Genomic DNA, 15,505 nt, shown 5'->3' on the forward strand with positions numbered 1-15,505 from the left:
CACTGGTCGAAATCGTCCGCGCGCCGGCTCTCCCAGATGGGGCCGAGGGTCCACGCGGGCATCACCGCTCCATTTGAGCACACCGTGACACATCGGCGAAACACGCTCTCGACCAGCGGAAATGTCCGGACTACTGGCCGCCGATCAACTGGTCGAGCCCGGCGAGCACGAGGATCCGCCGGGCGGGGCTGTGCGAGGCGGTGACGACCGTGAGCTCTCCCCCGGCCGACCGCGCGCGTCTGGCCAGCTCGGACAGCAACGCGATGCCCGCGCTGGACACGTAGGAGTCCTCCGCGACGGTCAGAGTGAGGGGCCCGCCGCGGTCCAGCTCGGCGAGCATGTCCGACCGGATGGCGGCCACCCCGGCGAGATCAAGGTCACCCTCGACGTGGAGCCGGACGGTGTGCGCGTCCGCCCACCGGCGCAGCCGGGTCACCCCCGGCGCCCCGTCCCCCGCCGGCCGCTCCGCGGGCCCGCCGGGCAGCCCGATCGGAATCTCGATCGGCACCGCCGGCATCCGGAACCACACCTCCGTACCGTCGTCGGCCGGCATGACCTCGACGTCCGCGGCGAGCTCCCGGATCAGCGCGAGCCCGCGGCCCCGGTAGCCGGGATCGGCGGGCGGGGGCCGCCAGGTGCCACGGTCGGCGACCCGGACGGCGACCGCCCCGTCCGGCTGCAGCTCCAGGTCGAGGGTGACGGCGTTCCCGTCCGGTTCCGTGGTGTCCGTGTAGGCGTGCTCGACGGCGTTGGTCACCGCCTCGCCCACGGCGAGCTGCAGGTCGGTGAGGCCGTCCTCGCCCAGCCCGCACCCGCGCGCCCACTCCTCGATCGCGCGGCGCATCGGGGCCAGGCACGCGGCGTCCGCCGGCATCGAGCGGGTGAACGGGTCCGGCACCATCCGCGCCAGCACGACCACCGTGTCGTCCGGGGCGCCCTCGGCGTCGAGCATCCGGGCGAGCAGCACGTCCACGATGTCCGACGGCCGGTGCGAGGCCAGGGCCCCGAACGTGGCGATCAGCCGGTCCAGGCCGTCGTCGATCACCTCGGTGCGGCGCTCGAACAGCCCGTCCGAGCAGAGCAGGATGGTCTCGCCGGGGGCGATGTGCGCCGTGGCCTCGACGTACGGCGGGCGGCCCGACACACCGAGCGGGGTGCCGCGGCCCTCGTCGAGCATCCGGACGTCCGCGCCGGTGGCGATCAGCGGCGGCGGATGGCCGGCGCAGGCGTAGCGCAGGTCGCCGGTGCCGCAGTCGACGACCGCGCAGGCCACGGTGCTCGCCCGCGCACCGGTGACGCGCCGGGCGAACAGGTCCAGCTGCTCGAGCGCGGCGGCCGGGGGCTGGCCGTTGACCAGGTTCGCGGCCAGCGCGCTGCGCAGCTGGCCCATGACGGCGGCGGCGCCCGGCCCGTGCCCGACGACGTCCCCCACGACGAGCGCGACCCGGTCCTCGCCGAGGTCGATCACGTCGAACCAGTCGCCGCCGGCCTCGGTCCCCTCGGTGCCCGGGTTGTACCGGGTGGCGACGGCGAGCCGGTCGAGCGCGGGCAGCTCCTGGGGGAGCAGGCTGCGCTGCAGGGTCACCGCGACCTCGTGCTCGGCCTGGTGCAGCCGCGCCCGCTGCACCGCCTGCGCGCACTGGCTGGCGATCGTCAGGACCAGGCCGCGCTCGTCCGGCCCGAACGCCGGGTCGGCGGCGAAGCCGAGCCCGATGACCCCGATGGCCCGGCCCGCGACCAGCAGCGGGACGACGGTGCGCACCGGCAGCGGCGGATCACCGGGGCTGGCCCACACCGGTTCCCCGGAGCCGACGACCCGGTCGAGCGGGTAGCCCTCGGGCCCCGAACCCTCGGCGGCGAGGACGTGCAGGTCGCCGTCCTCGTCCGCCAGCAGGACCACGACGGCGTCCGCGCCGATCGCGGAGCGGCCGTGGGCGAGGATGACGTCCGCGACGGAGTCCAGGTCCGTGGCCCGCGACAGCGCGGTGGCGACGGCGCCGAGCCGCTCGGCCAGCCGCCGGCCCTCGGTCTCGGCGACCAGCAGCAACGAGCGGTCGAGCGCCTGGCCGGCCAGCTCCGCGACGGCGAGCACGGCCTCGCGGTCGCTCGCGGAGAACCCGCGCGGCCCGTGGAACCCGACGCCGAGCATGCCCAGGTCCCGCTCGCCCGCCACCAGCGGCAGCCAGCACATCGCCTCGACGCCGATCCGGCCCAGGCCCGGGACCGCCTCCGGGTACCGCTCCTGCCACTCCGCCTCGGACTCGCACCACACGGCCCGCCGCCGACGCACGGCCTCGGGCCCGGGGAGGTCCGCGGCGAGCGGCACGGACGACGGCGACGGCTGGTCCCAGCCGTGCAGCGCGAGCAGGTGCAGAGTCTCGCCGCGCAGCTGCCAGAGCCCCGCGACCGGCGCGTCGAGCAGTGTGACCAGGTGTGCGGTGGCGATCCGGGCCACCTCCGACGGCGTCGCGGCCGCCGACATCTCCGCGGTCGCGCGGTGCAGCAGGCCGAGTCGGGCGGCGCTGGCCTGCTCCTGCTCCAGCAGCCGGGCGTTGTCCACAGCGAGCGCGGCCCGCCGGGCCAGCTCGCCGACCAGCACGACATCGGCGTCGCCGAACACCGGGGAGCCGCCGGTGCGGGCGAGGCCGGCCATGCCGAGCGTCCCGCCGCGGGCGCGCAGCGGGACCAGCATCGTCGAGTGCACGCCGGCCCGCTCCCAGCCCTCGCGCTCCTTGGGCGGCAGGTCCGCCAGGATCGCGGCCAGCTCGTCGGGGCCCTGGACGGTCGGCCCGTCGTCGGACCCGACACCGCGGATCGGCAGCGACGCCAGCTCCGGCAGCTCGCCCTCCAGCCCCGGGTCCGCGGCCGCGACCACCCGCACCGAGCTCACCGCCGGCCAGTCGTCGAACACCCGGACGAAGTCCGCCAGCCCCTCGTCGACGATCGTCCGGGCCAGGGTGCCGAGCCGGTCCGCCTGGGTGATGCCACGGTCCAGGGCCTCACCGAGCTGGGCGTAGAGCTGGTGGCGGCGTTGCTCGGTGTGCCGGTCGTCGATGTCCAGGCAGCCGCCCGCATAGCCGACCGGGCGCTCGCCCTCCTCGCCGCCGACGGGCGCGCCGCGGTCCAGGACCCAGTGGTAGCGGCCGTCGGCGCTGCGCAGCCGGTACTCCACCTCGAACGGCGCCCCGGCCCGCGTCGCCGCCTCCACGACGGAGCGGTAGCGCTCGCGGTCGTCCGGGTGGATGCGCTCGCGCCACTCCAGGCCCAGCTCACCGACGGTGTCCGTGGCGCCGGTGAAGTCCAGCCAGCCGCGGTTGACGAACACGCGGTGCCCACCTGCGTCATCGACCCAGATGAGGGCGGGGGTCGAGTTCGCCATGGCGCGGAACCGCAGCTCCGCTCCCCGTCGGACGCGCCCGAGGTGCAGGTGGTTGGCCACGCGGGCCAGCAGCTCGCGCGCGGAGAAGGGCTTGACCAGGTAGTCGTCCGCGCCCGCGGCGAGGCCCTCGACGGCCGCCTCCTCACCCGCCCGCGCGGACAGCAGCACCACCGGCAGGCCGGCCGTCCGGGAGTCGGCGCGCAGGGCGCGGAGCAGCTCGATGCCGTCGATCCCGGTCATCATGACGTCCGAGACGACCAGGTCCGGTGGGTCCGAGCGGGCCACGTCGAGGGCCTCCGCCCCGCCCGCGACCGTCTCGACCTCCCAGCTCTCGCTGAGCAACGTGCGCAGGTGGGCGCGCATGTCCGGGTCGTCGTCGACGACGAGCACCCGCCCGCGCGAGGGGTCCAGCACCGCGGGCGGCGGTTCCACGGGATCGTCCGAGGGCGCGGGCGACCAGCGAAGGGCCTCCGCCACATAGGGTTCGGCGGTCTCCGGCCGGGGGTGCGGGGTGGCACTCGCGCGGCCGGTGGCGATGTTCTCCACCGGCAGGTGGGCGAACCCGAGCGGCAGCCGGACGGTGAAGGTGCTGCCGACCTCCGGGGTGCTGGCCACCTCGACCGTCCCGCCGTGGACGTCGACGAGCTGCCGGACGAGCGCCAGCCCGATCCCGCTGCCCTCGTGGGAGCGGGCGCGCGCCGACCGGACCCGGTGGAAGCGCTCGAACAGCCGCGGCACCTCACCCGCCGGGACGCCCGTGCCGGTGTCCGCCACCCGCAGCACGAACCGGTCGCCCTCGAGCCGCGTGCTCACCCGCACCCCGCCGTCCAGGGTGAACTTGAGCGCGTTGCTCAGCAGGTTGAGGACGACCTTCTCCCACATGTCCTGGTCGACCCAGACGGGCCGGCCGGACGCGGGCGACTCGACGTCGAGCCGCAGCCCCGCCCGCTCGACGGGCTCCCGGAACACCGCGGCCAGCTCGGCGGTGAGCGAGCCGAGATCGATCGGGGCGAAGGTGGCCTCGGAGCGGCCCGCCTCCAGCCGGGACACGTCGAGGAGCGTGTTGACCAGCTTGACCATCCGCTGGGCACTGCGGTGCGCGACGTCCGCCTCGTGCCGGACCCGGGGGTCCGCCGAGCCGCGCAGCTGCTCCAGCGGGCCGATGATCAGCGCCAGCGGGGTGCGGAACTCGTGGCTGACACCGGTGAAGAACTCGGTGCGGGTGCGGTCGAGGCGGCGCAGCGAGTCCACCCGCTCCCGCACCTCGTCCGACGACCGGGCGGCGGTCACCGCGGCGTCGACGTGTGCGGCGAGCAGCTCCAGGAACGCGAGGTGCTCCTGATCCAGCGGCCGCAGCGGTGCCGCGCCGAGCAGGATCCGCAGCCGCCCGGTCAGCGCGACGGGCAGCGCGTACCCGTCCGCGTGGCGCACGACGACGCCGGACGGGGCTCCCAGCAGCGCCTGCAGTGCCGGGTCGGGCACCCGCAGGCCGGCGCGGACGGGAGCCGGGCCGCCGTCGTCGAGAAGGGCGAAGGCGACGTCCGGTGCGCCCTCGAGCAGCGCCGCCACGTGCGCGACGACGTCGCCGCCGGGCACGGTCTCGCGCGCGAGACCGGAGAGCCGGGCGAGCAGCGCGGCCCGCCGGGCGGCGACCACCTCGGCCGTCCGCTCGGTGGTCACGGTGAACACGCCGTCGACCCGGCCGCCGGGGCCGCGGACGGGGCTGTGCGCGTAGCTCCAGAAGGCCTCCTCGGGCCCGGCGCCCCGGTCGAGGACGAGCGGGGCGTCCGTCTTGACCACGGCCTCGCCGGTCTGCCGGACCTGCTGCACCGCGGTCCGCACCCGGTCCCACGCCTCCGGCCACACCTCCGCGCCGGGCCGGCCGAACGCGGCGGGATGCTTGGCGCCCAACGCCTCCGCGAAGGCGTCGTTGTAGACGAGGCAGTGCCGCGGGCCCCAGAACAGGGCGAGCGGGTGCGGGGAGTCGAACGCGAGATCGAGCGCGGAGCGCAGCTCGGCGGGCCAGCCCCGCGGGTCCCCGAGGGGGGACGCACCGTCGAGGGTCGCGAGGAGCCGCCGGACGCCGGGGGTTTCGCGCTCCGACACCGTGCTCCTCCCCGTCCGAGTCGGCCCCAGCCTGCCAGGTCGCGCGGCGCCCGGCGAACGCTGGCCCGACGGGCGGCCGACGAGCTGCGGCCCGTGCGAGCACCGTCGTGCACGCCGACCGGGCCCGCGGCGCCGCGACCGCCCGGCGTTCGACAGGTCCCGCGCGTGGACCCGCCGACGCCGCGGCGGTCAGCGGTGAGCGGCCAGCCAGGCGCGCAGGTCGGCGATCGGTCGGTCCCGCTCGGGCTCGTTGTAGATCTCGTGCCAGAGGCCCTCGTACAGCTCGAGGGTGACGTCGTCGGAACCGAGCAGCTCCGCGAGCCGGCGGGTGGCGGCGGGCTCGGTCAGCCTGTCCAACAGACCGTGCTGCAGCAGCACCGGCATCCGCAGCGCGCCCGCACCCTCCATCAGCCGGTCCATGGCGGCGAACATCCGCGCGCCCAGCCGCAGCGTCGGATTCCCCTGGTACACCAGCGGATCCGCCTTGTAGGCGGCGACGACGGCCGGGTCCTTGCTGATGAGGTTCGCGTCGATCCCGGTGGGGCGCACGGCCGGCAGCACCCGCGACACCGCGGTCAGCACCGGCACGAGCGCCTGCGGGACCACGGAGTTCGACAACGCCGGCGCCGAGAGCACCAGGCCCGCAAGGGGTTCCGGGTGCGCCTCGGCGTAGGCGAGGGCGATGTGCCCGCCCATGCTGTGCCCCAGCAGGAACACCGGCAGCCCCGGATGGCGGGCCTGCGCGTGCAGCCGCAGCAGGTCGAGGTCCGGGACCCAGTTGCCGTGGTCCCCGTCGACGCGGCGGCCCTCCGACAGGCCGTGGCCGTGGTGGTCCGGGGCGTAGACCGCCCAGCCGTCCTCGACGAGCAGCTCGGCGAGGTGCGCGTACCGGCCGGAGTGCTCGCCCAGGCCGTGGCTGATCAGCAGGATCCCGGTGGGCCGCACCGGGAGCCAGGCGCGCCAGAAGATCTCGGCGCCGCCGGACGCCGGGAGCCGGCCCTCCGCCGTCTCCGTCATCGAGCGCTCATCGGGCCGTGACGGGACCGGGCAGCGTGACGTCCCTGCGGGCGTCCGCCTCCTCGCCCAGCCGCACGTCCAGGGGCTCGCCCTCCTGGGCCACCACCGTGTACGCGCCCGCGTCGAGATCGGTGAAGCGGTACCCGCCCGTCGCGTCGGTGCAGACGGTCGCGACCAGCTCGCCGTCCTGCAGCAGCGTCACGGCCACACCGGCCGCCGGCCCCTTCGGCCCGGAGACCGTGCCCGCGACCGCGCAGGCCCGCAGCAGGTGCACCTCGACGTCGGTACCGGTCGCCGCGGCGGTCACCGCGACCACGCCCGACTGGTGTCCCTCCGCGGAGGCGACCAGCACGTACCCGCCGGGGCGGGGCGCGGTGAGGTCGCCGCGGCCCTCGGCGTCGGTGCGGGCCGCGGCGGTCTCGCGGCCCCGGGCGTCGAGCAGGGACACGGCGGCCCCGGCGACCGGGGACTCGTGCCGGAAGACCCGGAAGCGCACCGGCACCGGATCGGTCGGCTCCGCGGCCGCCTCCTCCGCGGAGTGGTCCACGGACATGTCGACGACCGGTGCGGCGCCGGGCCGCGGGTTCGGGTCCGCGAAACCGAGGGTGCGCAGCAGCGCCAGATCGACGGCGGCGTGCTCGGCCGCGCGGGCGTCCTCGTCGAGCGCGGCGTCGGGAGCGCGGTGACGTCCGGGGATGGCGATGATCGTGTCCTCGTTCGTGCCGGTGGGGTCCGTGCTGGTGGAGAGGGGGGAGATGCTGCGGGGGGTGGGCCGGGGGCGCGGGGCCGGGGAGGGTGCCTGCGCCGCGACCACGGGGGACGCGGCCGGGGCGGCCTCCACCTCGGGGCGCGCCGCCGGAGCGACCTCCGGCTCGGCCGCCGCAGAGTCCACGGCTGTAGTCCCGGCAGCAGTGGTGTCGTCAGTGACCTCCGGCTCGGCGATCACAGGCTCGACCGCGGCGAGCCCGGCGCCACCGGCGAACCCGGGCCGAACGGCCGCTGGCTCGACGGCAGCGACGGGGGCGACCGCCGGCTCGGCAGCCTCGACGATCCCGGCGGTCACAGGCTCGGCTGCCGCAGGCTTGGTAGCAACGGGTTCGGTGGCAGTGGGTTCGGCAGTCACAGGCTCGGCGGTCACGGACTCGGCGACAACGGCCTCGGCCTTCTCGTCCTCCTCGGCCGATGCCTGCCCGGGCACCTCGGCGACCGCCGGCCGGCTCGCCACCGCGCGCAGCGTGGGCCGCTCGGCCTTCTCCGCCAGGTCGGCGCCACCCCGCACGATCGCGAGGACCGGCCGCGGCTGGTCCCGGGTCACCCCGTCGCGCGGCTCCGGGACGGCTGCCTCGCGCACGGCGGGCTCCGGATCCGCCGTCTCCCGCAGCGCGGGCTCCGACACGGCGACCTCGCGCACCGCGGCACCCGGGACGACTGCCTCGGGCCCGGCCGGTCCGGGCGCCACGGCCTCGGGCCGGCGCTCCCCGGAGTCCTTGTGCTCCTTGGCGTCCCGGTCGGGTCGCACCGCGCCGAAGGCCCGCCCCATCGCCCCGGCGACCAGCGCCGCGGAGCCGACGATGCCACCGGACCGCGGACCGTCCCCATCGGACGGACGGGGTGAGGGTGCGGAAGCCTGCGTCCCACCGGTTCCCGGCTCACCGCGCCGCAGCGCCTCCGCGCGGGCGACCGCCTCGGCCACCGCCGGGCTCACGATGCCCTTCGCGGGCGGCTGCTCCGAGCCCGCCGGTACGGGCGGGACCACGGACGTCACCCGGGCGACCAGCGCGGGATCCACCGACGACCGGCGCTGGGGCCGCGGGCGCGGCGGCGCCTCCACCGGCCGCCCGTCGACGAAGCCGCGGGTCCACGGCGGGCCGACCGGGCCGGCGTCGATCTGCTCGGCCGAGGGCCGGGCGATCGCCGGCTCCTCCTTCGGTGCGGGATCGGCCACGAGCTCGGCGGCGGCCGTGGGCTCCGCCACAGCGGGTTCCGCCTCCACCACGGGCTGGCCCGCGGGCGGCGTGGTGCGGTCCCGCACCAGGTCCCCGACGGTGCGGCCGGGTGCGGCCGGCGCGGCGGCCGGCTCCGCGGGGGTGTCGCCCTCACGGCCCCGGCGCACCGCCGCGACGACGATCCCCGCCGCCAGCAGCACGAGCAGGACCATGACCACCAGGGCCCACGTGCTCATCTCGGCTCTCCTCGCGCGATCCGGCGAGCCGGCCCGCGCAGGACTCCACGCGCCCTCGACGGGCGCGCTCCCGAGGGCCGCGGCTCGTCGGCAGACCGTAGCACCGGAGGCCTCCGGTGCCCGGTTCGTCGACCGGTCAGCGGCGTGTCGCCCTACCCGGCATCGGCGCAGCTCAGCGCCCCGCCGTGATTGACCCGCGCCACATCGGGAACGATTCCGAACGTGGCGATCGATCCCGACCTGGCGGAGCTGGCCGCGGCGCACGGCGTCGCGACCGGGTACAACGACGGCGACCGGCGGCCGGTGGAGGTCGACGAGGAGGTGATCGTCGAGGTCCTGGGCCTGCTGGACGTCGACGCGAGCACCCCCGCGGCCCGCACCGAGGCCCTGGCCCGCACCCGCGCCGAAGCCGCCCGCGGCCTGCTGCCCGGCACGATCGGCACCCGCACCGACCTCACCTACCCCCTGCCCGCCCCGGGCACCCTCACCGCGGAGGACGGCAGCGTCCGCGAGGTCACCGAGCTGTCCGGCCTCGAACCCGGCTGGTACCGGCTGACCGTTCCGATGCTCGACTCCGCAGGCTCCGCCTCGGCCGCGCAGCAGCAGGTCACGGTCGTCGTCGCCCCGGCCACGCTCCCGGCGACCCCGCGCTCCTGGGGCTGGATGCTGCAGCTCTACGCCCTGCACTCGCAGCAGAGCTGGGGCATCGGCGACCTCGGCGACCTGCGGGACTTCACCGCCCACGCCGCGGAGCAGGGCGCCTCGGCCATCCTGCTCAACCCCCTGCACGCCATCACCCCGGTCCCGCCTGTGCAGCCCAGCCCGTACACGCCGTCGAGCCGCCGGTTCACCACACCGCTCGCCCTGCGCGTCACGGACCTGCCGGAGTACGCGGCCGCGGACGCCGCGACCCGCGCGGAGGTGGACGCGCTGCGCCCCGAGACCGTCGGGGACCGGATCGCCCACGACCGGGTGTGGGCCGCCAAGCGCTCGGCCGCGGAGCTGCTCTGGCGCGCGGCGGGGCGTCCGGAACCGGTCGACCCGTCGCCCGACCTGGTCGACTTCGCGACGTACTGCGCGCTCGCCGAACGCTTCGGCGGCCGCTGGTCGCTCTGGCCGGAGGAGCTGCGCCACCCCGGCAGCCCCGCGATCGCGGAGCAGGACCTCGGCCCGCGGATCGCCTTCCACGGCTGGCTGCAGCAACGCGTCGGCGAGCAGCTCGCGAGCGCCCGCGAGGCCGCCCGCGGGATGGCGCTCGGCGTGATCGGCGATCTCGCGGTCGGATGCGATCCCGAGGGTGCGGACGCCTGGGCGCTGCAGGACGTCCTGCGTCTCGACGTCACCGTCGGTGCCCCGCCGGACGCCTTCAACCAGCGCGGACAGGCGTGGGGGCTGCCGCCGTGGCGCCCCGACCGCCTCGCCGAGACCGGGTACGCGGCCTACCGCGACATGCTCCGCGCCCTGCTCGGCAACGCCGACGGCCTGCGCATCGACCACGTCGCCGGCCTTTTCCGGCTCTGGTGGGTCCCGCCGGGCCGCACCCCGGACCGCGGCACCTATGTCCACTACGACGCCGCCGCCATGCTCGCCGTCCTCACCCTGGAGGCCTCCCGCGCGGGCGCCGCGGTGATCGGCGAGGACCTCGGCACGGTCGAGCCCGAGGTCACCGAGGCCCTCCACAGCCGCAACATGCTCGGCTCGACGGTCCTGTGGTTCGCCCGCGACCTCGACGACCGGCTGATGCCGCCCGCCGAGTGGCCCGAGGAGGCCGTCGCCACGATCTCCACCCACGATCTCCCGACGGCCGCCGGCTTCCTCACCGGCGAGCACGTCCGTGCCCGGGCCGACCTCGATCTCCTCGACGACGTCCCGGCCGAGGAGCGCCGCGCCGCCGCGGACCGCGAGGAGCTGGTCGGGCTCCTGGTGGCGGAGGGCCTGACCTCGGCCGACGCGCCAGACGAGGAGCTCGTCGTCGCGATGCACTCCCTGCTCGCCGGCAGCCGCTGCAGGCTCGTCCTCGCCAGCCCCTACGACGTCATCGGCGAGACCCGCCAGCCCAACCTGCCCGGCACGATCGACGAGTACCCCAACTGGCGGCTGCCGCTCCCCCTGTCGCTGGAGGAGCTCCGGAAGGACCAGCGGGTGACTCGGGTGGTCGCGGCATTGCGCTCCGGGGGCCGCTGAGGCGACGATCACACCCATGCCTTCCCGCGTCCTCAGTGCCGAGGCCCTCACGACCGCCGACCGCGCGGCGGACCTGCTCTGGTCCGCCTGGACAGCAGGCGAGGTGATCGACGAGCTGCCGGACGACGTGCGTCCGGACGACCACGAGGCAGGCTGGGCGGTCCAGCAGCGCATCGCCGAGCGGGCCGGGTCCGCCTACGGCTGGAAGATCGCCGCGACGTCGGCCCCGAGCCAGGCCGTGATCGGGATCGGCACCCCGCTGCCGGGCCGGCTGTTCGACCGCTTCCGCTTCGAGCCGGGCGACACCCTGCCCTCCGCGGGACTGCACATGCGGGTGGTGGAGGCCGAGTTCGCCTTCCGGATGGGCCGCGACGTCCCGCCGGGCGCCTCCCGCGAGGAGGTGCTCGAGGCCGTCGCCGCCATGCACCTGGCCATCGAGGTACCCGACTCCCGGATCCTGCACTTCGCGAAGGCCGGCAGCTCGCAGCTGATGGCCGACGTCGCGTGTGCCGGCCAGTTCGTCCTCGGCCGCGAGGTCGACGGCTGGCGGGAGGCCGAGTTGTCCACATGGCCCGCCACCCTGTGGATCAACGGCGAGATCGCCGCCCGCGGCAACGGAGCCGAGGTGATGGGCGACCCCCGCACCGCCCTGGTCTGGCTGGCCGACGAGCTCACCGCCCTGGGCACCACCCTGAAGGCCGGCGAGATCATCACGACGGGCTCCACCACCCCCGTCCCACCCATCTCGGCAGGCGACTCCGTCCGCGCCGACTTCGGCGACCACGGCGACGTGGAGATCTCCTTCACCTGACCCCGCGGAACATCGACCCACGGGAAACCCACCAACCCCGCGAGTCGGCGCGCGGGCGAAGCCCGCCATCAGGCGGAGTCGAGAGGTCGAAACACACGCTGACGACGCGCGCGAACGTCACATTCGGCCTTCAGAAAGTGCCGACTCGCGGGGTCGGGGTGGGTCAGACGCGGAAGGCGAGGGAGCTGGGCTCGTCCCGGGCCAGCGCCGCCAGGTGCTCGTCGACGTTGGTCATGCCGTGCAGCTCCCGGCCTGCCGCCATGCCCGCGAGCAGCGCCTTCTCGGCGCGCTCGATCTCCTCGGCGGCGTCGATCGCGGCCTCGAACCGCCCGCGGGGCGCGACCGCGATGCCGTCGTCGTCGCCGACCACCAGGTCTCCCGGTGCCACCCGCACCCGCCCGAGCAGCACCTCGCGCCCGAAGGTCCCCGGATCGCGGGTGGTGCCGGACATCGGGGTGGTGCCGCGGGCGTGGACCGGGAGCCCGATCCGGCGCAGGCCGCGCAGGTCCCGGCAGTAGCCGTCGATCACGATGGCGGCCATCCCGCGGCGCTGCGCCTCGGTGGCGAACAGCTCGCCCGACACGGCCTTCTTCAACGAGTTCGTGGCCACGACCAGCACCGACCCGGGCTCCGCCGCGCGCAGCGCACCGAGCATCGGCAGGTGGTCGTCGTAGGCGAGCAGGGTGAACGCCGGCCCGGCGAACGACAGCCCCGGCACCATCGCCCGGATCGCGGGATCGACGACGGGAAGCCCCTTGTCGGCGTCGCAGAGCGAAGAGACCTGGACGGCGCGGAGGCGCTCGATCAACGAGTCCATGCGGACATCCTGCTACCGGACGGTGCGGAGCGCTCCGGGCAGGAGGTCCACGCGCACGTCCGCGCCGGCCGCGAGCTCGAGCACCTCGCCGTCGACCTGCAGCGGCATCGGATCCACCGTGCGGAACGCGTACTCCCGCACGCTCGGCTGCCGCCCGAGCCCGCGGAGGGCGGCCCGCGCGGCGGTGAGGGCGGTGCGCAGCTTGGAGCGGTGCCGGATCAGCACGACCTCGAACTTCCCGTCGTCCGGCAGGCCCTTCTCGCTGAGCGTGGCGTACTTGGCCATCTCCGGGATGTTGGCGAACACGAGGCTGTCGAACGTCTCGCTCCGCCCGCCGACCTCGATGGTGAACGGATGGAACGCGGAGAAGGTCCGGACCGTCGTGAGGATCTCGCGGAACGAGCCCTTGCCGCCGCGTTCCAGCTCGAGGGCCACGACAGGCGTGATCCCCAGCCCGATGTAGGAGTGGGCGTGCCGCGGCTCCTCGCCCTCGACGCTCAACCGCAGGACGTCGAGCCGCTCGGTGTCCCCCTCGGCGATCGCGTCGAGCAGCGGCCTGCGGGCCACGACCCGGCGATGGTCGTTCGCGTTGCCCGCGGCGAGCACCGCGGCCGACGCTGAGGTGTCCCCGGCCTTCAGCAGCCCGTCGACGACCTCGTTGTACCCCCCGTCGCCGCTGACCGAGACGAGGAGCGGCGCCCCCGACGGGGCCTCCTCCCGTGCGATCTCCCGCGCGTGCCCGGCGTACTCGGTCGGCCGCAGCTCCACGGGCAGGCCGGCGGCCCGCTCGGCGAGGCCGGACTTGAGCTCCTCCGCGCGCTGCTGTGCGTCACCGGTGCTGTTGGGGTTGAACACGACCACGACCCGGTCGAAGGCGCTCGCCACGCCGCGAGACTACGGGCGGAACGCGCATTCTGCCGGGTTCGGCGACGCGGCCGTGATGGCACGATGGCCGGATGGAGTCCGCCCGCCTCGACCGTTGGCTGTGGTCGGTCCGCCTGGCCAAGACCCGTTCGGACGCCGCCGCGGCCTGCCGGGGCGGCCACGTGCGCGTCAACGACCGGCCGGCGAAGCCCGCGACGACCGTCCATCCGGGCGACGAGGTGCGGGCGCGGGTGTACGAGACGACCCGGATCGTCGAGGTCACGAAGGTGATCGACAAACGGGTCGGCGCCCCCGAGGCCCAGGCCTGCTACCTCGATCACACCCCGCCCCCGCTGCCGAAGGAGGCCCGCCCGGTCTTCGCGGTGCGAGACCGCGGCACCGGCCGCCCGACGAAGCGGGAACGCCGCATGCTCGACCAGCTCGGTGCCCTCCGCACCTCCCGCGACGCCCTCGACGAGGACTGACCGCGCCCGCACCGTGGAGCCATGACACCCGTCCGGGGCCCCACGAGGTGCAGTAGGGAGCCACACTGCCGGTTCCGAGGGCATCTGGCGTGCGGTGTGGAGCCACAATGCCGGTTTCGACGACGTGGGCGTGCGTGAGACGCACCCGGGGCTGTGGGCGATGATGAGGGTATGTACGACCTGCTCTTCCGGCACGTCCTGCGCCGTATCCCCGCCGAGCCGATCCACGGTGTCGCGTTCGGGGCGATCCGGGGTGTCGCCGGCTCCCGGCTGACGGGCCCGCGGGTCCGCACGCTGCTCACCGCGACGGATCCGGTGCTGCGCACGCGGGTGTTCGGAGTGGACTTCCCGAACCCGCTCGGCCTCGCCGCCGGATTCGACAAGGATGCCAAGGGCCCGGTGGCCCTCGGCAACCTCGGCTTCGGTTTCGTCGAGCTCGGCACGATCACCGCACGCCCGCAGCCCGGCAATCCGAAGCCGCGTCTGTTCCGGCTGCCGGACGACAAGGCGCTCGTGAACCGCATGGGGTTCAACAACTCCGGCGCCGACGCCGTCGCCGCCCGGCTGACGGCCCTGCCGCGCGAGGGCCGACCGGTCATCGGGATCAACATCGGCAAGAGCAAGGCCGCCTCGCCCGATCGGGCCGTGGACGACTACCGGCACAGCGCCCGGGTGCTCGGCCCGCACGCCGACTACGTCGTGGTGAACGTCAGCTCCCCCAACACCCCCGGCCTGCGCGACCTGCAGCAGGTCTCGGTCCTGTCGCCGCTGCTCGAGGCCGTCCGCGAGGAGCTCGTGGCCGCGGTCCTCGGCCGCACCGTTCCCCTGCTCGTCAAGATCACCACCGACCTTGCCGACGACGAGGTGGAGGCCGTCGCCGACATGGCCGTCGACCTGGGGCTGGACGGGGTGGTCGCCACGAACACCACCATCTCCCGTGAGGGTCTCCGCACGCCGAAGGCGGAGGTCGACGCCCTCGGCGCCGGCGGTGTCTCCGGCCTGCCCCTCGCCGAGGTGGCCCACGCGGTCGTCGGCAGGCTCCGCAACCGGCTGGGCGCCGAGCGCACCATCATCTCCGTGGGTGGCATCTTCACCGGCGAGGACGCGTATCACCGCATCCGGGCCGGCGCCTCGCTCGTCCAGGCGTACACGGGCTTCATCTACGGAGGAGCCACCTGGCCCCGCCGCGTCAACCGCGACCTGGCCGCCCTCCTCCGCCGCGACGGCCAGCAGAGCGTCGCCACGGCCGTCGGCACCGCCCCCACTCCCTGAGCGAACGGCACTCTCGCTCACTAGGTATGAGCGGGAGTGCCGTTCGCTCACACAAACGCCAAAGGTGCCGGGAACACGCACCCTGACCCGGAAATGCAGAAAGGCCCCGCAGCAATGCTGCGGGGCCTTCCCGGAATGTTTGATGTCGGCGGCGACCTACTCTCCCACACCCTGGCGAGTGCAGTACCATCGGCGCTGGAGGGCTTAGCTTCCGGGTTCGGGATGGGACCGGGCGTTCCCCCTCCGCCATAACCACCGACAACACTATTCACCGATCCCCCAACCTTCCCCCACACAACAAAAAAGGGGGAAAACCCAGGGGTTGAACACCAACCACACATCCCCAACCAGGGACAGCAGTCGTGTGCTCAGGGTCACACAGTGGATG

9 protein-coding genes and 1 rRNA gene are annotated in these 15,505 nt (G+C 75.2%); 4 read left to right on the forward strand and 6 right to left on the reverse strand.

The window, feature by feature from the left end:
* Positions 1-130: 130 nt before the first annotated feature.
* From ABD324_RS29095 to ABD324_RS29105, 3 genes are all read right to left on the reverse strand, one after another.
* On the reverse strand, positions 131-5,485 hold the full coding sequence (locus ABD324_RS29095) for a SpoIIE family protein phosphatase (protein WP_344424194.1): 5,355 nt from the start codon (positions 5,483-5,485) through the stop codon (positions 131-133).
* Positions 5,486-5,674: 189 nt separating this feature from the next.
* Positions 5,675-6,502: an alpha/beta hydrolase gene (locus tag ABD324_RS29100; RefSeq protein WP_344424197.1), complete on the reverse strand. Its 828-nt coding sequence runs from the start codon at positions 6,500-6,502 to the stop codon at positions 5,675-5,677.
* 7 nt (positions 6,503-6,509) lie between these two features.
* Complete coding sequence (locus tag ABD324_RS29105; protein ID WP_344424200.1) at positions 6,510-8,684, reverse strand: carboxypeptidase regulatory-like domain-containing protein; 2,175 nt, start codon at positions 8,682-8,684, stop codon at positions 6,510-6,512.
* 228 nt (positions 8,685-8,912) lie between these two features.
* Between ABD324_RS29105 and malQ the strand changes: the two genes are divergently transcribed.
* Entirely contained in the window at positions 8,913-10,868 is a 1,956-nt protein-coding gene (malQ, locus tag ABD324_RS29110) for a 4-alpha-glucanotransferase (protein ID WP_425565932.1), read from the forward strand.
* 16 nt (positions 10,869-10,884) lie between these two features.
* Positions 10,885-11,679, forward strand: a complete 795-nt coding sequence (locus ABD324_RS29115) for a 2-keto-4-pentenoate hydratase (RefSeq protein WP_344424205.1) — start codon at positions 10,885-10,887, stop codon at positions 11,677-11,679.
* A 163-nt stretch (positions 11,680-11,842) separates the two neighbouring features.
* On the opposite strand, the gene ABD324_RS29120 is transcribed toward ABD324_RS29115, so the two are convergent.
* Together ABD324_RS29120 and ABD324_RS29125 are read right to left on the reverse strand one after the other, a co-directional pair.
* On the reverse strand, positions 11,843-12,496 hold the full coding sequence (locus tag ABD324_RS29120) for an RraA family protein (protein WP_344424208.1): 654 nt from the start codon (positions 12,494-12,496) through the stop codon (positions 11,843-11,845).
* A 12-nt stretch (positions 12,497-12,508) separates the two neighbouring features.
* Positions 12,509-13,381, reverse strand: a complete 873-nt coding sequence (locus ABD324_RS29125; protein WP_344424211.1) for a diacylglycerol/lipid kinase family protein — start codon at positions 13,379-13,381, stop codon at positions 12,509-12,511.
* Positions 13,382-13,452: 71 nt separating this feature from the next.
* Here ABD324_RS29125 and ABD324_RS29130 point away from each other — a divergent pair, with 71 nt between their 5' ends.
* Together ABD324_RS29130 and ABD324_RS29135 are read left to right on the forward strand one after the other, a co-directional pair.
* A complete protein-coding gene (locus tag ABD324_RS29130; RefSeq protein ID WP_344424214.1) occupies positions 13,453-13,845 on the forward strand; it encodes an RNA-binding S4 domain-containing protein in 393 nt (130 codons plus the stop codon).
* 171 nt (positions 13,846-14,016) lie between these two features.
* Positions 14,017-15,117, forward strand: a complete 1,101-nt coding sequence (locus ABD324_RS29135; protein WP_344424217.1) for a quinone-dependent dihydroorotate dehydrogenase — start codon at positions 14,017-14,019, stop codon at positions 15,115-15,117.
* 143 nt (positions 15,118-15,260) lie between these two features.
* Here the strand turns inward: ABD324_RS29135 and rrf are convergent.
* Positions 15,261-15,377, reverse strand: a 5S ribosomal RNA gene (rrf, locus tag ABD324_RS29140).
* Positions 15,378-15,505: the final 128 nt, after the last annotated feature.

This window comes from Pseudonocardia ailaonensis (genome assembly GCF_039531635.1).
Lineage (GTDB): Bacteria > Actinomycetota > Actinomycetes > Mycobacteriales > Pseudonocardiaceae > Pseudonocardia > Pseudonocardia ailaonensis.